This window comes from Tenacibaculum litoreum, assembly GCF_964513915.1.
Classification (GTDB): Bacteria; Bacteroidota; Bacteroidia; order Flavobacteriales; family Flavobacteriaceae; genus Polaribacter; species Polaribacter litoreum.
Window position 1 is genome coordinate 272,775 of sequence record NZ_CAZEQS010000003.1, and the last position, 20,941, is coordinate 293,715.

At 31.8% G+C, this 20,941-nt stretch carries 20 protein-coding genes; 5 read left to right on the forward strand and 15 right to left on the reverse strand.

Annotated elements, in window-relative coordinates; all coding sequences use genetic code 11:
- Positions 1–8: 8 nt before the first annotated feature.
- The 6 genes from ACKTTR_RS07285 to ACKTTR_RS07310 all read right to left on the reverse strand — a co-directional run bounded on the left by ACKTTR_RS07285 (position 9) and on the right by ACKTTR_RS07310 (position 5,229).
- Complete coding sequence (locus ACKTTR_RS07285; RefSeq protein WP_408027215.1) at positions 9–806, reverse strand: carboxypeptidase-like regulatory domain-containing protein; 798 nt, start codon at positions 804–806, stop codon at positions 9–11.
- 89 nt (positions 807–895) lie between these two features.
- The gene (locus ACKTTR_RS07290) at positions 896–1,672 is read right to left on the reverse strand and encodes a carboxypeptidase-like regulatory domain-containing protein (protein ID WP_408027216.1); all 777 of its coding nucleotides are present in this window, start codon (positions 1,670–1,672) and stop codon (positions 896–898) included.
- A 4-nt stretch (positions 1,673–1,676) separates the two neighbouring features.
- The gene (locus tag ACKTTR_RS07295) at positions 1,677–2,489 is read right to left on the reverse strand and encodes a carboxypeptidase-like regulatory domain-containing protein (RefSeq protein ID WP_408027217.1); all 813 of its coding nucleotides are present in this window, start codon (positions 2,487–2,489) and stop codon (positions 1,677–1,679) included.
- Between the two features lie 4 nt (positions 2,490–2,493).
- The gene (locus tag ACKTTR_RS07300; protein ID WP_408027218.1) at positions 2,494–3,270 is read right to left on the reverse strand and encodes a carboxypeptidase-like regulatory domain-containing protein; all 777 of its coding nucleotides are present in this window, start codon (positions 3,268–3,270) and stop codon (positions 2,494–2,496) included.
- A 110-nt stretch (positions 3,271–3,380) separates the two neighbouring features.
- Positions 3,381–4,517, reverse strand: a complete 1,137-nt coding sequence (locus ACKTTR_RS07305) for a thrombospondin type 3 repeat-containing protein (protein ID WP_408027219.1) — start codon at positions 4,515–4,517, stop codon at positions 3,381–3,383.
- A 181-nt stretch (positions 4,518–4,698) separates the two neighbouring features.
- Positions 4,699–5,229, reverse strand: a complete 531-nt coding sequence (locus ACKTTR_RS07310; protein WP_408027220.1) for a hypothetical protein — start codon at positions 5,227–5,229, stop codon at positions 4,699–4,701.
- Between the two features lie 210 nt (positions 5,230–5,439).
- On the opposite strand from ACKTTR_RS07310, the gene pepE reads away from it, so the two are divergent.
- The 3 genes from pepE (at position 5,440) to ACKTTR_RS07325 (ending at position 8,351) form a co-directional block, all read left to right on the forward strand.
- Positions 5,440–6,147: a dipeptidase PepE gene (gene pepE / locus ACKTTR_RS07315; RefSeq protein ID WP_408027221.1), complete on the forward strand. Its 708-nt coding sequence runs from the start codon at positions 5,440–5,442 to the stop codon at positions 6,145–6,147.
- Between the two features lie 479 nt (positions 6,148–6,626).
- Positions 6,627–7,328, forward strand: coding sequence for an HU family DNA-binding protein (locus ACKTTR_RS07320; protein WP_408027222.1), 702 nt, complete (start codon positions 6,627–6,629; stop codon positions 7,326–7,328).
- A 396-nt stretch (positions 7,329–7,724) separates the two neighbouring features.
- Positions 7,725–8,351, forward strand: coding sequence for a JAB domain-containing protein (locus tag ACKTTR_RS07325; protein ID WP_408027223.1), 627 nt, complete (start codon positions 7,725–7,727; stop codon positions 8,349–8,351).
- A 125-nt stretch (positions 8,352–8,476) separates the two neighbouring features.
- Here ACKTTR_RS07325 and ACKTTR_RS07330 read toward each other — a convergent pair whose 3' ends face one another.
- The 8 genes from ACKTTR_RS07330 to ACKTTR_RS07365 all read right to left on the reverse strand — a co-directional run bounded on the left by ACKTTR_RS07330 (position 8,477) and on the right by ACKTTR_RS07365 (position 16,872).
- On the reverse strand, positions 8,477–8,599 hold the full coding sequence (locus tag ACKTTR_RS07330) for a hypothetical protein (RefSeq protein WP_408027224.1): 123 nt from the start codon (positions 8,597–8,599) through the stop codon (positions 8,477–8,479).
- Positions 8,592–10,019 carry a restriction endonuclease subunit S gene (locus ACKTTR_RS07335; RefSeq protein ID WP_408027225.1) on the reverse strand — a complete coding sequence of 476 codons (1,428 nt, stop codon included), beginning with the start codon at positions 10,017–10,019 and terminating at the stop codon, positions 8,592–8,594. Before ACKTTR_RS07335 ends, ACKTTR_RS07330 begins: the two co-directional genes overlap by 8 nt.
- 32 nt (positions 10,020–10,051) lie before the next feature.
- Positions 10,052–12,124, reverse strand: a complete 2,073-nt coding sequence (locus tag ACKTTR_RS07340; RefSeq protein WP_408027226.1) for an N-6 DNA methylase — start codon at positions 12,122–12,124, stop codon at positions 10,052–10,054.
- Between the two features lie 328 nt (positions 12,125–12,452).
- Positions 12,453–13,337: a bifunctional methylenetetrahydrofolate dehydrogenase/methenyltetrahydrofolate cyclohydrolase FolD gene (gene folD, locus ACKTTR_RS07345; protein ID WP_408027227.1), complete on the reverse strand. Its 885-nt coding sequence runs from the start codon at positions 13,335–13,337 to the stop codon at positions 12,453–12,455.
- A gap of 88 nt (positions 13,338–13,425) precedes the next feature.
- Complete coding sequence (gene ffh / locus ACKTTR_RS07350) at positions 13,426–14,754, reverse strand: signal recognition particle protein (protein WP_408027228.1); 1,329 nt, start codon at positions 14,752–14,754, stop codon at positions 13,426–13,428.
- Between the two features lie 171 nt (positions 14,755–14,925).
- On the reverse strand, positions 14,926–15,480 hold the full coding sequence (locus ACKTTR_RS07355) for a DUF1572 family protein (protein WP_408027229.1): 555 nt from the start codon (positions 15,478–15,480) through the stop codon (positions 14,926–14,928).
- A gap of 55 nt (positions 15,481–15,535) precedes the next feature.
- Positions 15,536–16,003 carry a peptide-methionine (R)-S-oxide reductase MsrB gene (msrB, locus tag ACKTTR_RS07360; protein ID WP_408027230.1) on the reverse strand — a complete coding sequence of 156 codons (468 nt, stop codon included), beginning with the start codon at positions 16,001–16,003 and terminating at the stop codon, positions 15,536–15,538.
- Positions 16,000–16,872, reverse strand: a complete 873-nt coding sequence (locus tag ACKTTR_RS07365; protein WP_408027231.1) for an alpha/beta hydrolase — start codon at positions 16,870–16,872, stop codon at positions 16,000–16,002. The genes msrB and ACKTTR_RS07365 overlap by 4 nt, the downstream gene beginning before the upstream one ends.
- Positions 16,873–17,004: 132 nt before the next feature.
- Here ACKTTR_RS07365 and ACKTTR_RS07370 point away from each other — a divergent pair, with 132 nt between their 5' ends.
- Positions 17,005–17,814, forward strand: coding sequence for a M48 family metallopeptidase (locus ACKTTR_RS07370; RefSeq protein ID WP_320242195.1), 810 nt, complete (start codon positions 17,005–17,007; stop codon positions 17,812–17,814).
- A 67-nt stretch (positions 17,815–17,881) separates the two neighbouring features.
- On the forward strand, positions 17,882–19,177 hold the full coding sequence (locus ACKTTR_RS07375; RefSeq protein ID WP_320242193.1) for an MFS transporter: 1,296 nt from the start codon (positions 17,882–17,884) through the stop codon (positions 19,175–19,177).
- 85 nt (positions 19,178–19,262) lie between these two features.
- Here ACKTTR_RS07375 and ACKTTR_RS07380 read toward each other — a convergent pair whose 3' ends face one another.
- Positions 19,263–20,885, reverse strand: a complete 1,623-nt coding sequence (locus tag ACKTTR_RS07380) for an RluA family pseudouridine synthase (protein ID WP_408027232.1) — start codon at positions 20,883–20,885, stop codon at positions 19,263–19,265.
- Positions 20,886–20,941 lie beyond the last annotated feature (56 nt).

The window sequence follows — 20,941 nt, forward strand, 5'->3', positions numbered from 1 at the left end:
GCGCCAAATTAGTGTTTTTCAATAATTTTTAGGTATTCTGTATGTTCTTTTCTAAAGATTTTAATCACTTTTAACACTTCACGATTTTGGTAGAGTTTTTCTATACCTAGCGGATTGCAATATTCTAAAAAGTGATAGTATTTATCTACGGGAATTTTAAGTTCTGTAAAAAAGAAATCTTCACCTAATTCATTAAGTAATTTTGCTGGCATACTTTCTTTAAAAGCTAATTCTTTACGAAGTTTCCATAGTTTTTCTGAGTCTTTCACAGGAAATGTATTGGTAGTACCCATGCCTTCAAAAGCTTTAGTAGGATCGACTCTGACCACATTAGGCTTTACATGTTTACTTATATAATCGTCTGAATGATAATTAGTGTAATTAACATTAGAAAAGTCGGTAGCGTTACTAGCAATTTCTAAGTTTTTATCACGCTTTACTTTTTTAAGGTCTTTGGCTAATTCTCCTGATAGTTCGTTGTTTCTTAATAAAACTTCGTCTAGCTCATAATCTTGTTTTTCAAGAGTAGTTCTTTTTCTGTAGGTATTAAAATCTGCTTTGGTTAGTCTTTCATAAATGGTTTTATAACCTATACTACTGTATCTAATAGAATCAGTAGGTCTAGCAAAAAGTCTATATTCTCCTTTTTCATTAGAAAATGTGGCTTGATTTGTTGAAAAGTTAACAATATGGGCGTTTTCTAACACATCGTTTTCATCATATACAATTCCAAAAAGTGTTTTTCTTTCTTCTTGTGAGAATACTAACTGAGATAAAAACAATAAGGCTATTAGAACTTTTTTCATGGTACTTTGTTAGGTTAGATTAGTATACACCTAAAGGTACGAAATATTTTAAGAAAGCGTAACCAAAATAACTAAATAGGGAAGGGGTTTTAATTGTATTTTTCAGGGTTTAGATTTTTAAATTCTTTTGATTTCTTTTGTAAAAATGTAATCATTGCTACATCATTATTTAGATAAAGAGTGTTGAAATCATTGGCAGATTCAGCAAAATAAATAAACCTATCAATATCCTCTTTTAGTACCTTTAGTTCATGTTCAATAAGGATATGATAGTTACTACGTATATTTTCTATTCTTTTTTCTCTGTCTTCAATAGCTTTAAACTTCTTTAGCTTTTTTATTCTACCAGAAATCCAATTTAGTAAGGGGTCAATTGCTATTCCTCCATAACTTGAAGTAGCAGTATGTAGTCTTCTTTCAGCAGGAGTAAGTATTCTAGAACCGGCAAAGGGTAGGTTTAATGTTTCTGCATTTATTTCTTTTTCAGACTTTATATGTTTTGTGTCAGATGAAATATGTCCGAGCAAATTATGTTTTTTTATCGCTACCTCGTCCAATTCAATAGGTACTTTTTTTAGTTGAATGTAATTTTCTTGCATTCCGAAGTGATTAACATCTACTACAAAGTTTTTAGTTTCATAACCCACAAACGAAATTTGTAAAGTATCATTTGCTTTGGCTAAAACCCTAAACTCACCATTATTATTAGTAAAAGTTCCCTGTTTAGTGTTTAAGTTAATAACATGTGCGTTAGAAACTACACTTACTTCGTCTTGTATGGTAGCGTAAAAGAACTTTCTACTTTCTTGTGCTGTAGCTTTAATTATAAAAAACAGACAAATAATTGAAGGGAGTATATTTTTCATGTGTTTAGTTACTAATTACTTTTAAATAGCTCTTACTTTCTTGTTGTAAGATAGCAATCACTTTTAAAAGTTGTTTTTGTTTATATAACTTTTCTATTCCTAACGGATTACAATATTCTAAAAAATGAAGATACTTGTCTTTAGGTATGTTAAGCTCTTTAAAAAAGAAGGGTTCTCCAAATTCTGAGAGGAGCATTTTAGGAAAGCTTTCTTTAAACTGTATTGTTTTTCGGGTTCTTTTTAGTTGTTGTGAGTATTTATCAAGACCAGAACTAAAGCCTCCACCTACACCAGCAAACTTTGCTGTAGGATCAGTTGTTTTTATCATACTAGGAGGTTTTGATCTATCAACTTCGTCAATATCTAAAATTACTTTTTCACTAAAATCAATCATAGAAAAATCTAAAGCTTTTTTAGCTTTTTCCATGCCAATATCTTTAGGAGTTTGTTTAGCATCAATAGCAATAGAACCTATTAAGCTGTGCTTTTTTACTTCCACTTCATCTAATTCAAAAGGAACTTTAATTAGTTTAATTTCGTTTTCTTCCATTCCAAAATGAAGACTTGTAACCTTAACTTTTTTAGTTTCGTACCCTACAAACGAAATCTGTAAGGTATCGTTAGGCTTTGCCAAAATTCTAAACTCGCCCAAATCGTTACTAAACGTACCTTGTTGGGTGTTTAGGTTAATAATATGGGCGTTGGCTATAACTCCAAGTTCGTCACTTAAAAATCCGTATAAGAATTTTCGTTTATTTTGGGCGGTAGCACCTAAAGTAATTAAAAGTAAAAGTGTGATGGGTAGTTGTTTTATCATGCAATTATTTTTTGGTAACTCTTATATTTTCATTTTCCAGTAGGTAAGGGGAGGTTTTACTATTTTCAATTAAAACAGCAGTAAGTTCTAAAACCTTGTCTTTATTATACAGATTTATAATTCCTTTAGAAATACAGGCTTGTAAAAACTGATTGATGTTTTCTTTCTTTATTTTTAGTTGATATACAAAAAATCCATCTGTAAAGTGCTTTCTAATTTTTTCAATATTTCTATCTTCAACAGTAATCTTTTTTAATTGCTTTTTTCGTTTGTTTGTTCCGTTAAGAGCGTTAATAAGTCCCGTTAAACTAACAGCAACGCCCGATTCTATCTTTACTGTTTTTTCATCTTTTGGTTGTATTACGTTGGCATAAGGTAGTTTTAAGGTTTTGGCATTCACAATAGGGGCGTTGGTAAGTATATCTGTATCAATTTCTAAAATACTTTTTTGTTTTTCTAGCACAACTTCATCAAGCATGTGTGTTTTACTATCAACAAAAATTACAATGTTTTTAGCTTTTATATGTTCTTTGGTAAGGGTAACTTCTTTATACTCTAAGTTAAGGTGAGAAATAAGTAAGACGTTGTTTTCAGTAGCTAAAATTTCAAAGCGTCCGTTTTTATTAGAAACAGCTCCAATAGCCATTTTTTTATTAATAATATGTACATCTTGCGTGGCAATGCTATCTATAAATACAGTACCAGTAATAATTTTTGGAGTGTTTTGTGCGATAGTTACACAAGAAAAACAAATAAAAAGAACAAGTAACAATTTTCTCATATCACAAATAAACCACCAAGCAGTCTTAAAAATGTTTTAAGAAGTTTGTAAACTTTTGTTAAATAAAAAAAGCTCGCTTTTAAAAGTGAGCTTTTTTTGTTTAAGTGTTTTTAATCTTCTTTGTATATTTTACTTTTTTTACCATTTTGGTCAATAAAGTATAGACCTTTAGGTAATTCTTTGAGGAATTTAATTTCTTCAGCTTTATTATTAATAGTAGTTTCTTCAATCTTGATTCCATTTGAATTGTGAATGGTTATAATAGATGGAAATTTAGATTGTCTCCTAACTGAGTTTTTAATAAATAAAGTTCTAGAGAAAGTATTGTTCTGTTCTCCATTAGTGCCTTCATTTACATTATTGTCATTATCAATTTTTATATGAAGGAATACTTGATCGCTTCCCCAAGCACTTATAAGATCAGAGTGTGTAAAATCAATATATTTTGTTTGAGAATCGTTTTGATTTAAGTTTTCCAAATCAATTTTTCTTATTTTTTTAGCATTGTTTATATTGTTGGTAGTAGATAAGTAAAATCCAATTTTAGTGTAGCCAGAATTTGTACTTCCAATATTGGTGACTTTTAAAGTGATTTTTAGGTTATCTCCCATATACACACTGTGCGATGTGTTTGTCTCAAATGTTTTTACAGTTCCAGAATCACCTGTTGAATATGTTGTTGAATTTTTTTTATCTATGACTAAATCAGCAAAAGGACAGCCGTTATTGGAAGAAGGTCCAGCTTGATTAGGGCATTTATCTTGCCAGTTCTGAATTCCATCTCTATCTGAATCTCTGTTGTCTTTTGAATCACAAGAATCACCTAAACCATCATTATCGATATCGCTTTGATTTTCATTTGAGTTATTAGGGCAATTATCTATATTATTAGGAATATTATCTAAGTCAAAATCATTAGGACATTTATATTCATTAATGGACATAAGAGTAATTGGATTAGTTACAGGAAAAATCCATATATCGGTAATGATGTCTTTTATCAACTTTATCTCAATGTTTTCTGATACATTTTTTATTTTTACTATAGCTTTATTACTATTAAAGACCAAAGGTATTTTATTGTTATTAACTTTTAAATATAAAGAATTGTCGGTTGAATTAACTTCTACATCATAGCTTGTAATACATCTATTAGAGTTGTATGTTTTGTTAATAATTTTAATTGATTGAGCTTTCACATTGACTGAAAGGAAAGTAAATATTAAAATAAAAAATAGTTTTTTCATAGTTTATAAGATTTTTGATTTATTAAATTACACCAACAAAACAACTATGACTTAAACAACCCTACTTTGATTTATTAAAAATTTATAGTTTATTTTCAAGCGTATACCTTTTGTAAGAAAAAAAGACCACCTGAAAAATAGCTTTCAAGCGGTCTTATGGCATTTAATAAATAGTATAAATTTATTTTTCTAACACAATAGTGGCAGTTCCTGTTATTGCAATAACATCATTGTTTTCTACCTTGTTTTCAGATAAGTCTTGTTTTAATACCATTCTGTTTTTAGAAAACGATTCAATAGTAAATTTTGATTGTATTACATTACTACTACCATTTTTAAATATTAATTCATTTCCACTAACTTCCCATTTACCAGCACTTAAACCCTGTATAGCTGTAGCCTTATGGTTAGTAGTTTCTACTTTATCATTTATTTTCGTTTTAGTTACTATTTTCACTGTACCCTTAGTAGTGTATTTGTTAGAGTTTTGTGAAAAATTAAACGAAAAGTTATACTCTTCTCCATGTACATTAGATTTACTTTCGTAAGATAAAACTCTTGAAGTAACCTTAGTTGTAGCTTCAGAAGTTAAGCTAGTTAAATTCCAAGTACCTTCAGGCTTTATTGAAGCATTTTCATTTATAGGTATTTCAATAGAATCTGAACAAGAGAATAAAAATGTAATTGTAAAGAGGAAAAATAATTTTTTCATAGTTTTATATGCTTTATGATTTATAAATAACACCTACAAAAACAACTAGGACTTGAATAACCCTACTTTATTTATTAAATATTTTACGGTTTATTTTTAACTACATATTTTAGCCATAAATACTCGTAAAGCATAGTATTTATAGTAGGTTGTAAAACACCTGTTTAACACCTGTAAAGGTGAGTTGTAGAACATTTAACAAAGAAAAAAATGAAAAAACTAATTGTAGCAAGTACATCTACTGTTCATGGTAGTGGATACCTAGAATATATTTTACCAACCTTAACTAATTTTTTTAAAGAAGCCTCTACTATATTATTTATACCCTATGCACGTGCAAGTGGTAAAACCTACGATGAATATACTGATATAGCTCGTAAAGCTTTTGCTACAATTAACAAAGAGGTAAAAGGGATTCATGAGTTTGATAATCCGAAAGAAGCTGTTCAGCAAGCGGAGGCTATTTTTACAGGTGGAGGTAATACGTTTGAACTGGTAAACCAATTATATAAAAATGATATACTACCAGATTTAACAACGGCAGTTGAAAACGGAACTCCGTATTTAGGTACCAGTGCAGGAAGTAATATTTGTGGGGTAACTATGATGAATACGAACGATATGCCTATCGTATATCCACCGAGTTTTAAAACCTTAGGGTTTATTTCGTTTAATATCAATGCACATTATTTAGATCCTAATCCAGACTCTACCCACATGGGCGAAACACGAGAAACGCGTATTAAAGAGTATCATATATTTAACGAAACTCCTGTGTTAGGACTACGTGAAGGTAGTTGGTTAGAGGTTAACGGAGCAACTATTACGTTAAGAGGAAGTTATACCGCACGTTTATTTAAACAAGGAAAAGAACCAGTAGAGTTAGATACAAATACTGAGGTTAACCAGTATTTTTAATACGATTTTATAGAGAATAACTTATAAAAGAGAACTCCAAACAGCAGTTTGGAGTTTTTTTATTGGCACCGCCAAAGGGTTTAATACTCCGAGGCTTACCTCGAAAATCAAGAGCTTTTTTTCCTATAAATACCTCGTGAGTTTGCTTCCAGGTAGTTTATTTATTGGTTTTGTGATTATTTTGTTAAAACGTTGTTTTGTTGGTCGAATATGTATTGTTTGGTTAATAATGTTAAAATATTCTCAAAAAACAGGAAGCGTTTTGAAAAAATACTATTTTAGTTCCGCTATAAAAAAGAGACGCATAAAAAAGTAAATTGCTATTACTATTTCATAACTCAACATACAACCAATACTCTTTTTAAAAATTAGCATTTGTTTACCTGTATAAAGCTGTTAGTGTTTAAGCATTTTGTGCTTTAACATGAGTTTTAGGGTAAGCGGTATTGGAAAAGTAACTTAATTTAAAAATTGATATTATGAAGTATTATTTATCAGAAAACAGACTAACAGACGAAGCAAACTACACAGCACGTGTATTAACCGAACGTACTATTAACCAAGATGAGCTTATTGAAAAAATGTTGAGTAAACGAAACTTAGTAAGCAAAACCGATATTGTAGCGGTATTAAATTCGTATTACGAAGAAATTATTGAATCTATAGAAGAGGGCGATAACATTAACTTACCTATAGTAAAGATTGGGTATTCTATTTCTGGGGTTTTTGATACAGAAGAAGACAGTTTTAACCCCGATATTCATAAACTACACGTAAACTTAAATAGCGGAAAACTTATTAATGAGGTAAAAGAAGATATTCCGTTGCAAAAAATAACAGCACCTATTACTAGTACTTTAATTAACAACTGTAAAGATATTACAAGCCAAACAACCAATACTACTATAACCTCTAACGGATTGTTTGAGTTAAATGGAGTTAGATTAAAGGTTGAAGGAGATAAAGAAGAGGTAGGCTTGTATTTTGTTGCAGAAGACGGTACTGAAACCAAAGTACAATACTTAGCTCAAAATGGCTATAAAAAAGTTATAGGGCAGGTACCTACTTTAGCAACGGGTACTTATAAAATTAGAATTAAAACACAGGCAACGTATACAGCAGGAACATTCTTAAAAGAAGTACGTATTTCAGATGCACCTTTTATAGTTACAGCTGCATAGCAAACCGTTAAATTACTTAGCTTAAAAGCTCATAGGTTATTATAATCTGTGGGCTTTTTTTGTGGGAATCATCGTGATTAGTCTTCATGCGTTGACATGATTAGGCTCGGGTTACCGACCCGATTAAGCTTCGTACGTTAACCTGATTAGGCTCGGGTTACCGACCCGATTAGGCTTCGTGCGTTGACCTGATTAGGCTCGGGTTGCCGACCCGATTAGGCTTCGTGTGTCGACCTGATTAGGCTTGGGTTATCGACCCGATTATATTTTTGAGGTTATCAATAGCTAAAAGGTGTTGTTTTAACCTATAAAAAATGAAAGAACAGCCTATGCTAAAAAAACTACTTTCTATAAAAACTATATAGGCTATCTTTGAAAAAATCCTATTTTTACGATATGGACATAAAATTGACAGAACAAGAGAAGATAAAAATCTTAAATTCCGATGATATCTACGGAATAATGCAAAAAATATTACTTCGTGAAAGTAAGATAGACCAAAACCGTGAACACTTTTGGGTTATAGGGCTAGAAAACAACAACCGTATTCTTTTTATTGAGTTAATAAGCTTAGGTACTATCAATGCAACTTTGGTAGAACCGATGGAAGTTTTTAGTCTTGCGTTGCAAAAAAGAGCTGTAAAAATAATGTTATGTCACAACCACCCAAGTGGTGAGTTAACTCCGTCAGATAATGACAAAAACCTAACAGATAGGTTAATACAAGTGGGTATTATAGTAAATACACATGTAATAGACCATTTAATTATTTCTGATAAAAGCTATTTGAGTTTTGCTAATACGGGTCTTTTACAGGAGTTAGAGAAAAGCACTAAATATGTCCCTAAATATGTACTAGAACAACGTCTTAAAAAAGAGGCTTCTGAAATTGCTGAAAAGAATAAAGCAATTGAAATTGCCAAAGCTTTAAAAAGAAAAGGTGTTGATACAAGTACCATTGCAGATTCTACAGGTCTTACTATTGAAGAGGTAGAGAAGTTGCGTGTTAGGAGGGGGAGGTAGTGTTTGCTGTTATTGAAAGTTTGTAAACAACAAGCCATTCATCATGCGAAAAGCTTGTTGTTTTTTAGTTATAAAACAGAAAGTAAACTTTAAATGTGCTTTGATTTCCGTTGACCTACCTTATCTTATCTAAAATCATTTTCAATATCAGGTGAAGCATTAAATGGAATGCAAGCCTTAATGAAATGACCGATATAATCTATATCAGATTGTTCAATCCACATTCGTATGTTCTCTGTACTAGCCATTTGAATTAGATTGATTGTTAATATATGCTATTGCAACCTCTTCATTTTCCTCAATGGCAATTTCAACTGCTTTTTTTGCAACTTCTAATAAATGTTCACTCTGTTTCTTTAAAGAAAAACTTTGCTCAATTAATTCAGCTACAACATTCTGTTTTTCTATATCTATATTTGGTAGATATAATCCTCTTATAGTTGGTAAATCAGTATTCTGTCGAACGCTTGCCTGAGCAATATTTCTATATAAGTAGTATTTTTTTGCAACTTTTTGTATATATAGTCCAACAAAGCTCGGATTAAATAATTTAAAGTTAGATAATCTAGCTCTTATTGTAAAAGAAGCAAAAAGCCAGTTTTCTTCATTTCGTATCACACCTACATCTCCAACAGTTCCCATTTGAGATATAATTATGTCACCTTTTTTCGTAAAGTATTTATCAGGTAATTGTTCCGTGTTGACTAATCGATCTAATTTATCTTTTTTAATTTCAGTGTTTTTTAAATTCATACCTTTAATGTAAGGAATGCCATCGTCAGTTTTCGTATAGGGGCTAGTTGGTACAGTTCCATAATTTATATCAGAACAAATATCTTGTAGTAAAGTAAATCCATTACGCTTGATTATATTCTCGACCTCTTCATAAAATGGTTGATAATACTCTGCATCTAATCTGCCACTTGTTGCAAAACTATCTTTAAAACTTTTTATGTTTACGGGTTCTTTACTTGGTGTAAAATCTTGTAAGCCTATTTCTTTGAGTAGAAGGTTTTCTGCTTGGGTGTAGGTTTGTTTGGATTGAGCCGTTTTTTCTATAGAAGTTCTAAAAATATTTTCAATTACTAATTGAAATGAATTACTTGGTAAAAAAACGTCTAAAGTTTCTAAATCGCCAAGATTTAATCCTTTTTGTATTGCTCCTCTCTCTTTTCGTAATAGTAAGTCTTTACCATATTTTGTATTTATATATGTAAGAAGGTAAACAGAGTTTATTTTATTTGGTCTTAATACAGTGCTTTTACAACTGAATATTGCAGGCAAATCTTTTTTTGTTACTAATGCGGCATTTCCAATTGTACCTACAACAGAAACTAAAATATCATTTTCTTTTAGTGAATATTTAGATAATCTTTCATAATCTTCTTTTGGCATATATACATTATCATTATCTCTTATTTTCAAAGGTTTAACATCTTTACCTCTTATATAACGATAATTGGCTTCTTGTACATAATTATCTACAGTAAAAGCAGAACCAAAAGGACCAATAAGAAAGTTAGAAAGATTTTTTAAGCTTAAATTCTTTTTTGATTTTACTAGCTCCTCATATTTTAGAAAAGAAGGTTTGTAATATTCTGAATCTAATCTTCCGCTAAACTCTAGGTCAGATAATAGAACCTCACTAATTTCATGCCCTTTTAACAACTCATTATATCGAGTTTCGTTAAAAGGGCTGTTTACTTTCCCACAAACGACAGTTTTTCTTTTTTAGCAAATTCTATAAAGGCTTCTGCAATGCCGTCTTTGGTTAAATTATCGTGGTTAAATAAATCGTGCTTTACAATTAAATGTCCGTGCGTATCTAATAAAAATTCATCTAAGTTTTCTGGTGTTTCGTTGTAATGGTCTATGGGTTCAGCAACCATATCATTATCTGCATCTTTACTTACCGTTTTAGCATTTGGATAATCTTTTTTCTTAACAAAAATCTTTTCACCACTATTGTCTTTGCTAGGTTCTTGTTGTGTAGCAAAGAAGATTGGGTAATCTTCTTTTTTAGGGCACAATGTATCATCCCATTTTTGCACAAATAATACAGAGGTTTTAGTACCTGTATGCGGTTTAAATACGTTACCATGTAAACCAACAACTGCTAAAATTCTACATTTTTCGGCAATATAATCGCGTATAGCTTTATCAGAACTATTGTTAAATCTACCTTGTGGTAACACTACAGCCATTCTACCGCCTGGTTTCAAGAAGTCTAAATTACGCTCAATGAATAAAATATCTCTTCCAACTTTGGTTTGGTATTTTCCGTTTGGTTTTTTACCGAGTTCGTATTTTGCTAAAATTCTACTTTCTTTAATATCTCCTGCAAAAGGTGGGTTTGCCATTAATACATCAAAGTCAAAATCTCTATTGCTGTTTTTGGTAGTTCTTAACTTTCTTAGTTTTTTCCAACCTTCGTAATAGGTATCTTGCCATTGTTCGTCTTCTGTTTTTTCATCCCAACGTTCGTAATCTAAGGTGTTTAAGTGTAAAACGTTTGTTTGCCCATCACCCGCAATTAGGTTTAAGGTACGAGCCACACGAACTGCTTTTTCGTCAAAATCGATAGCAAAGACATTGTTTTGTACATAGTCTGTACATTCTACTGGTTTTTCTTCTGCTGTAAACAAATGGCTTTTAGGGATTCCTTTTTCTTTTAAAATTTGTTCCCAAACGTGAAAAATAGAATGTACAGGGAAACCACAACTACCAGCTGCTGTATCCATAACAGTCTCATGTACTTGTGGGTTCATCATTTTTACACACATATCAATTACATAACGTGGTGTAAAATATTGTCCTTTTTCGCCTTTACTACTTTTACCAATTAAATACTCAAAAGCTTCATCTACTACATCGAGGTTTGAATTGAAGAGTTTTACGTCTTGTAAAGAAGAAACACATACAGATAGGTGAGAAGGGGTAAGCATTATTTTGCTATCCTCTGTAAAAACGCCTTCCCATTTGTTTTTAGCATTCTCAAAAATTTCCTGTACTTTTTCTTTTAGTTCGGTTTCAGTATCTCCGTAATTTCTAAAACGTAAATGACGAGATTTGTTTCTGCCACTTTCCATTTCGTCATACAGCTTGGTAAAAATAAGTTTAAACAATTCTTCAAAAACATCTACACCAGCGTTTGCCAAAACTTCATCTTCCATTTCCAAAATCAAATCTTTCAATGATTTTTTCTCGGTAACTAGTTTGTCTTTTTTTACCAAATCATCTATCGTCCAACGCTCAGTTAAAATGTCTGATAACTTTTCTGTTGCGGTTGGAATAGCAGATAAATCTTCAAAATAATTTGGATCTTTTCTATGATAAAACGAAATTGAATCTCCATTACTCCAAACCCCAATTGGTGCTCCAGTTGCGTTACAATAAGATTTTAGTTGTTCTTTTCCGTCTTTAAGTTTGGGTTTCTTTAATTCAACCATTATGTAGATTGAACGCGTATCTTGTTTATCGAAAATAACAATGTCTGCACGTTTTTTCTCACGCCCAAAACTTACAGCATATTCTATCTCCATTCTATCAAAAGAATATCCATATTGCTCGTTTAAAACCATTAAATACAATTGTCTTACTGCTTCTTCTGGTTTTAATTGAATATCTTTTCTTCTAACCAAGCAAGTAACATAAGGCACTTCTTTTCCACGGACTTCTTTTAAAAAAATAGTTTTTTCTAAAGCTTCAATTTGATCTGTTGTGAACTGGGTTAGCTTATAGTTACTGTCTCTTAATATTTCGGTTAGTTTCATTTATTTGATAATATCTTTGTGTTCTATTAATTATTCTTTTGCTTTTACACTTAAGATTTTCGCAATCTTGTATAAGTATTCTAAACTTAACTAGTTTTATTTTGAATGTAAGAGTGTGTTATAGTATAACTCTTTATCAGTGGTTTAGTTTTAATCAATCTACTTCTTTTTCTGTCTACATACGGTATAAATGCGACTTTTTTAGAGCTAGCTAATATAACAAAAAAGGGTAATTGAATAGTTGGGTAAAAGAAAGTATAAACTGTTTTCTATAAAAAAAAGACTGCCCTTAAAAGCAGTCTTTTCAATTATATATGAAGTTGTTTTATTACGCTTTTTCTTGTCTACGTTCACAAGCTAATAAAGTGTTTTTTAATAGCATTGCAATCGTCATAGGACCTACACCACCAGGTACAGGTGTAATGTGTGATGCTTTTTCTGCTACTTCGTTAAAAGCAACATCACCTACTAATCTAAATCCTCTTTTCTTAGAAGGGTCAGCAACACGAGTAATTCCTACATCAATAATTACTACATCGTCTTTTACCATATCACCCTTTAAAAATTCAGGAATACCTATAGCAGCTACAATAATATCTGCTCTTTTAGTAACCTCTTTTAAGTTTTTGGTTCTACTGTGTGTTAGGGTAACCGTTGCGTTTCCTACTTTTCTTTTTTGAGAAAGTAAAATACTCATAGGGCTTCCTACAATATGACTACGACCAATAACTACGACATCTTTACCCGAGGTCTCAATATTGTAGCGATTTAACAATTCTAAAATTCCGAAAGGAGTTGCAGAAATGTAAGTTGGTAAGTTTAAGGCCATTTTTCCTACATTCATAGGATGGAAACCGTCTACATCTTTATCAGGGTTTACAGCCATTAATACCTTTTGTTCGTCAATATGATCGGGTAGGGGTAATTGTACTATAAAACCATCAATATCGTTATCAATATTTAAAATAGCAATTTCGTTTAATAATTCTTCTTCAGTAGTTTCTTCAGGAAGACGAATTAAAGTAGATTCAAAACCTACACGTTCGCAAGCTTTTACTTTTGCATTTACATAGGTTAAACTTGCTCCGTCATTACCTACGATAACCGCTGCTAAATGCGGTGTTTTTTTATCGTTTGCTTTTAATGCTGCTACTTCTAAAGCAATTTCTTCTTTAATGTCTGCTGATGTCTTTTTACCGTCTAGTAAAATCATTTGTGTGTGTTGTTGTATGTTATTCAGTGTGTTGTTGTTAATCAAAAAAGAAAAAAGAGAAGTCGACAAAACTTCTCTTTTTTTAATATTATCTCATGCCTTTCATCATTTGCATCATTTTTCTTCCGCCACCACCTTGCATCATTTTCATCATTTTGCTCATCTGATCGAATTGCTTCATTAACTGGTTAACTTCTTGTACCGAAGTTCCGGATCCTTTGGCAATTCGTTTTTTACGACTCGCATTAATAACAGAAGGAGTACTTCTTTCTTCAGGAGTCATAGAGTGTATAATAGCTTCAATTCCTTTAAAAGCATCGTCGTCAATATCAACATCTTTTAATGCTTTACCAGCACCAGGAATCATACCTACTAAGTCTTTCATGCTACCCATCTTTTTGATTTGATTGATTTGATTTAAGAAATCATCAAAACCAAACTGATTTTTAGCAATCTTCTTTTGTAATTTTCTAGCTTCTTCTTCATCGTATTGTTCTTGGGCACGCTCTACTAACGAAACAACGTCTCCCATTCCTAAAATACGATCAGCCATACGACTAGGGTGGAATACATCAATTGCATCCATTTTTTCACCCGTACCTATAAATTTAATAGGCTTGTCTACTACCGATTTAATAGATAAAGCAGCTCCACCACGAGTATCACCATCTAACTTAGTTAATACAACTCCGTCAAAATTTAATACATCGTTAAAGGCTTTGGCTGTATTTACAGCATCTTGCCCTGTCATAGAGTCAACTACAAACAATGTTTCTTGTGGACTTACAGCTTTGTGGATGTTAGAAATTTCTGTCATCATTTCTTCATCAACAGCTAAACGACCCGCGGTATCAATAATTACCACATTTTTACCGTTTGCTTTTGCATGCTTAATAGCATTTTGAGAAATTTCTACAGGATTTTGATTTCCTTCCTCAGCATATACTTCTACACCAATTTGTTCTCCAACTACACGTAGCTGATTAATTGCGGCAGGACGATATACGTCACATCCTACTAATAAAACTTGTTTAGATTTCTTAGTTTTAAGATAGTTAGCTAGTTTACCAGAAAAGGTTGTTTTACCCGAACCTTGTAAACCAGACATTAAAATTACAGTAGGTGAACCTCCTAAGTTAATACTAACGGTATCACCACCCATTAATTCGGTTAATTCATCCTTAACCAACTTTACCATTAATTGCCCAGGGTTTAACGTTGTTAATACGTCTTGACCTAAGGCTTTTTCTTTTACTGTTTTGGTAAAATTCTTTGCTATTTTAAAGTTAACATCGGCATCTAGTAAAGCTCTACGAACTTCTTTTAAAGTTTCCGCAACGTTAACTTCAGTAATTTTTCCGTGTCCTTTCAGCGTATGTAACGCCTTATCTAACTTTTCGCTTAAATTATTAAACATGTATCGGCTTCATTTTTTAGAGGCACAAATTTAGTTATTAGTTGTTAGTTTTTAGCAATTTGTTAGTAGATTTTTTCTACTTCATAGCATAAAAGTGTGCGATTTTTTACAATTAGTAAGAATAGTAGTCACTTTTTTTAGTTTTTATATTGGTAACAATACGAGTAAATGCTATAAATCATCCGTAAAATGTTTGCGACTTTTTTCTTGACTGAATTTTTCTTGATTGAAGTTTTTAGAAGCATTTTTAGGAATGGATAGCGATACCCATTTTTCGTTTTGTAGCATTTTGCCTAAAAATACAATTTGTCCGATGTGATATGGATAATGACAAATTTGACGGTTAATTGCTTCGGTTACTGTATGTCCTTGATTTCTTATGTAGATTATTTTTTCTAAATCATTTTCTTTTAAAGAGTTAATAGTGTTTAAAAAACAATCCCACCCTTTTTCCCAATAGGCTATCATTTCTTCTTTGGTTGAAAATGTATTTACAAACTCGTCATCTCTATTTCTCCATGATTTTTCTCCATCTTCAGTAAAAAAGTTGGTCCAGCGAGATAACATATTACCCGCAATATGCTTTGCTATCACAGCAATAGAGTTGCTTTCTTGATTATATTGATAAAATAGTTCTTCTTGGGTAAGTTGATTAAAAGTTTTATCGCCTAAACTTTTATAGTAGGTTATTTGTTTTTTGATACTTTCTAAATAGGAGTTTTGCATGGCATAATTTTTTTTAAAAAAAAGACTGGTTGAAAACCAGCCTTAATTTACAATTTTATTTTTTAGGAATAAACTCTAAAGCAACTCCATTAATACAGTGGCGTTTGCCAGTGGTTTCTTTAGGTCCATCGTTAAAAGAGTGTCCTAAATGTCCGCCACAAGTATTACATTTTAATTCTGTTCGAGCATATCCTAGTTTATAATCTGTATCTAGTTCCACATTTCCTTTAATAGCTCTATCAAAAGAAGGCCATCCGCTACCTGAATCGTATTTGTTTTCAGATTTATATAGTGGGGTTTTGCAAGCTGCACAAACATACACTCCCTTTTTTTTGTTATAGTTTAAAGAACTTGAGTTGGGGCGTTCTGTACCAGCTTCTCTAAGCACATAATACTGTTTTGGAGTTAATAACTTTTTCCACTCACTGTTGGTTTTGTTTATTGCGTACTTTTTCTTGTTTTGAGCATTTACAGTAGTACTAACTGTTATTGCTAAAAGAAATAAAACAACTAATTTTCTCATGGTTCTTTACTTATAAAATCAACAATTTTGGAAGCTACTTTTGGATTACGAAGAATTCTGGTGTGTCCTAAGCTTTCCGTAATTAAAAGTTTTCCATTCTGTAAGTTTTGACGTATTGCTATAGCACAACTTACATCAACATCGCCATCAAATGAATCATGAACAACTAGAGTAGGTATTTTTACATTTTTAGCCTTTATGCTTGAGGAGTGTGTATCAATATCTCGTTGCCATTTTTTATCAAACAGGCGTTTCATTTTATGAGCAATAACTGGTTTTACTTGTAAACTCTTAGTAAAGTTTAAAATAACATCCGATATTTTATCAGCTGCTCCAACAGTAACCAATTTGTTAACAGCAAAATTTTCTGAAAGAGCGTTATACAAGCATACTCCACCAAAAGAGTGCCCTATAGCAGCATCAAAAGGTCCAAATTGTTTGTTGAGTTCAGTAATGGTTTCTAAGAACTCTGGCATTTCGGTAGTTTTTCCTGTAGACTTACCATGGGCAGGTCCGTCAAATGAAATAACCATATAGCCCTTTTCCAATAGTTTGTCAGCAATCATATATAATTGAGTGCTTCTTCCTGCCCAACCATGTACCCATAATACTTTTTTAGTTGAGTAACCATATGATAGTACTTGAATCTCTTTTGAGATGGATGGCACATTTATTGTTTTTTTTTGAGCACTCTCTAACATTACTTTTTCTCTCTTAGGAATGGGAAAATTAACAGGAGTTGTAAAAAGCCTTGCACCAAATTTAGCTGCTTTATTAATAGATATAAACTGCAAAGCCTTAGCTGAAAGGATAACAGGTTTAGGAATTTTAATACTTGGTAAAGCTGTTTTTGAATGCGTAAAATTCATGAATTAGTTTTTAAGATAAAGATAGAATTTGTAGCTTTAAAGACATAATATATTATCAAGTTTGTGACAAATAAGTTAATTTCGTGTCATAAAAGATACAACCAAGAACATAGAATTTTAAACTATTGAACAATGAAAAAAATTATAGCCCTAACATTTTTAGCTGCTTTTTTAGTAGAGTGTAGCACTGTGCCAATTACGGGAAGAAAAAGATTAAATTTTGTAAACGATGCTCAAATCTTACCAGCAAGTTTTGCGCAATACAAAGGGTTTTTAGAAGAGAATAAACTATCTACTAATACTGCTAAAACAAATGAGATTAGACGTGTAGGAAAGAATATTTCTACAGCTGTAGATCGTTTTATGCGAGCTAATGGTATGAAAGCAGAAGCAGATGCTTATGAGTGGGAATTTAATTTAGTTGAAGATAAAACTGTAAATGCATGGTGTTTACCTGGTGGAAAAGTAGTTTTTTATACAGGAATTTTACCAATTTGTGCTAATGAAGATGGTATTGCTGCTGTGATGGGGCATGAGGTAGCCCACGCGTTTGCAAAACACGGACAAGAACGTATGTCTACAGGTCAATTACAACAATTAGGAGGAGTTGCTTTAGCCTTAGGTACTCAAAATAGTGAAAATGCTGAAATGTGGAATATGGCTTATGGTTTAGGAACGCAAGTAGGGGTAATGTTACCATTTAGTAGACAACATGAAACAGAAGCTGATAAATTAGGATTAGTTTTTATGATTATGGCAGGATATAAAGGAGAAGAAGCTGCAGAAGTATGGGTACGAATGAGTGAACGCTCAGGAGGAGGAGCTCCACCAGAGTTTATGAGCACACATCCATCTAATCAAACTCGTATTCAGACTTTAAGAAATTTTTTACCAGAGGCTAAAAAATTAGCAGCAAAATACAACGTGCCTGCGAGTAAATAAGATTGATAAATTATAGTATATTGCAAACCGTTCATGTTAAATGAGCGGTTTTTTTATTATAATTTATATGTACAAAATAGGAGATAAGAAGTTAATTAATGGGTGGGCATTTTACGATTGGGCCAACTCAGTATATTCATTGGTAATTAGCACTGCTGTTTTTCCGTTGTATTACAGCGGAGTAACCGAAGGTAAAATTGTAAGCTTTTTAGGAATGGACTGGGAGCATCCAGATAGTTTATATAGCTATGCATTGTCTTTTTCGTTTTTAGTAGTAGCTTTTATTTCTCCAATATTGTCGGGTATTGCAGATTATACAGGAAGTAAGAAAAAGTTTATGAAGTTTTTCTGTACACTAGGATCATTGTCGGTAATGAGTTTGTACTTTTTTGATGGAATTGATACTGTATGGATAGGGATTTTATTTACTGTTTTAGCAAGTATAGGTTTTTGGGCGAGTTTGGTGTTTTATAACGCTTATTTACCTGAGGTAGCACATCCAGAACAACAAGATAGAGCCAGTGCCAAAGGTTTTGTGTATGGGTATATTGGTTCTGTTATTTTGCTACTAATTAACTTAGCGATGATTATGTTTCCTGAAACTTTAGGGATTAGTGCAGGAATGGCGTCTAGAATTTCTTTTGTCATGGTAGGTTTATGGTGGTTAGGGTTTGCTCAAATAACCTTTAAACGATTACCTGGTAACGTGTATAATAAAAAGCCTGAAAAAGATTATATATGGAAAGGGTATAAAGAGCTACAAATTGTAATAAAAGAGGTGTTAAATTATCCAACGTTAAAACGTTTTTTAATTTCTTTTTTCTTGTTAAGTATTAGTGTACAAACTATTATTTTAATGGCAGCTATTTTTGGTTCTTCGGAATTAGGCTTGTCATCTACGAGTTTAATAATTACCATTTTATTAGTACAAATAGTAGCAATTATAGGAGCGATTTTATTTTCAAGGTTTTCAGAAAAATGGGGAAATATCACAGCTTTAAAAGTAACTATTGTAGTATGGATGTTAGTTTGCTTCTGTGCTTTTATGTTAGATAAATCTCAAGAGTATGTAGCTATCTATTTTTATGGATTAGGAGGTTTATTAGGGTTGGTACAAGGAGCTATCCAAACCTTAACTCGTTCTACGTATTCTAAGTTATTACCAGAAACAGAAGATCATGCTACCTATTTTAGTTTTTATGATGTTACTGAAAAAATAGCAATTGTTTTAGGAACTGCTGTGTATGGAGCATTAAATGCAATTACAGGCTCTATGCAATGGAGTGTATTGTGTTTAGCAATTTTCTTTTTAGCTTCATTTATTATTTTAAGTACACTTAAAAAGACAAAATATGTAGTATAAAATTGTGTGTAATATTAGCTACACAAATAATACTTAAAACTATTTTAAAATAAGATTAAGGAATTTTTTGGCTATCGCCCTGCGATTAAAAAGGAGCAGGAGAAGTAAAACTCACTTGTTTTTTTGAAGTAGGATGTACAAATGTGATTTTTTCAGCATGTAAGTACAACCTATCTGCTTTCCTTCCGTATAAATCATCACCTACAATAGAAGTGCTTAGTCCCAAATTATGTGCAGCATGCACACGTAATTGATGAGTGCGTCCAGTTACTGGATAAAAGTATACTTTAGTTTTAGTACCTATATCTTCAATTGTTTTCCATTTAGTAAGTGCCTTTTTACCGTGTTGGTAACAAACAAGCTGTTTAGGGCGATCATTTAAATCTACTCTGAGAGGCAGGTCTATTTTTCCTTTATCTTCTTTTAAAATACCATCTAATAAAGCAACATAACGTTTTTGTATGGTTTTATTAATGAATTGTGCTTGTAAGTCTTTGTAAGTTTCTTCGCTTTTAGCAATTAATAAGAGACCAGAGGTAGACATGTCTAACCGATGTACTACTAACGGACCTGTAGCATTTGGATATAACTTTTGAATACGACTAAACACAGAGTCTTTTATTTCTTTTCCAGCTACTGATAATAACTCATGTGGTTTGTTGATTACTAACAAATCTGAATCCTCATAAATAATTGTAATTTCTTTTTCCTCTTTTAATTGTGCTTCTAACGGATTCTTATCAATAGAAACTCCTTGTAACATATGCGTTAGAATAGGTTTGCATTTCCCTGTGCACGCAGGATAAAAATATTGATGTTTTCTTATGGAAGTCTTCAAAGGTTTCCCCCACCAAAATTCAGCCATACAAATAGGTTTTAATTGGTATTTATATGCGTGTTGTAATAGTTTTGGTGCACAACAATCACCGGCACCAGCAGGAATGTTTTGGGTGGAGTTTGTAAAAATATCTAATAAGTTTTTAGTTTCTCCTCGATAGTTAAGAAAAGCATACTTTTTAAATATTTCTTGTTGTGCCCAAGCTGAAAGGTTTGTGCGTTGCTGTTTCAACTCCTCAATTTGATGTTGCTTTACTTGGTACGCTTTTTTTGATGTTGCTATTTTATCGTTTAAATACACTTGATATTCGCGTAAGTAAAACTCTTCATTTATATTTAACTGATTGTCTTGTTGCCCTAGTTTTTTTCTAAGTTTTCTCCGTTGTTTAATTTTTGATTGTTCTTCAGCTAAAAGCTTTTCGTGCAGTTGTTGCGTTTTTTGATATGCTTTTTTTGTTTCAATAAAATTAGAGGAGCTTTCTAGACTTTCTATTTTATGGGTTAACTCATTAAGTCGTTCTTCTGTTGTAAGGTAGAATTCATTTTTATCTAAAATATCAAAAACAGGTGGAACAAAATGTTTGTGTTGTGTGCTCTCAGCAAGTTTACCAGAGAATGCAGCTAAATAGCCTAAGGTTCCATTTTTATCTTGCACGACTAAGACTCCAAACATTTTTCCAAGTGAGTTGGCATCCTCAGGATTTTTAATTCCAAAGTTGTGCGAAAAATCAGTTTGATTTGTTAAATATTCTTGCAATTCCTCAGTGGCTATTTGGGCTAGAGTATGAGGTGTATAATTATAAGGATAATCGAATTTTTCAGGTAATTCAATAGTAGAAACATTCGAAGAGAAAGAAATAATTTTAGTCATAATCAATTGCCTATGGACTAGTTTACGAGGTATTCAAAGGAAATTAAGCTCTTAGC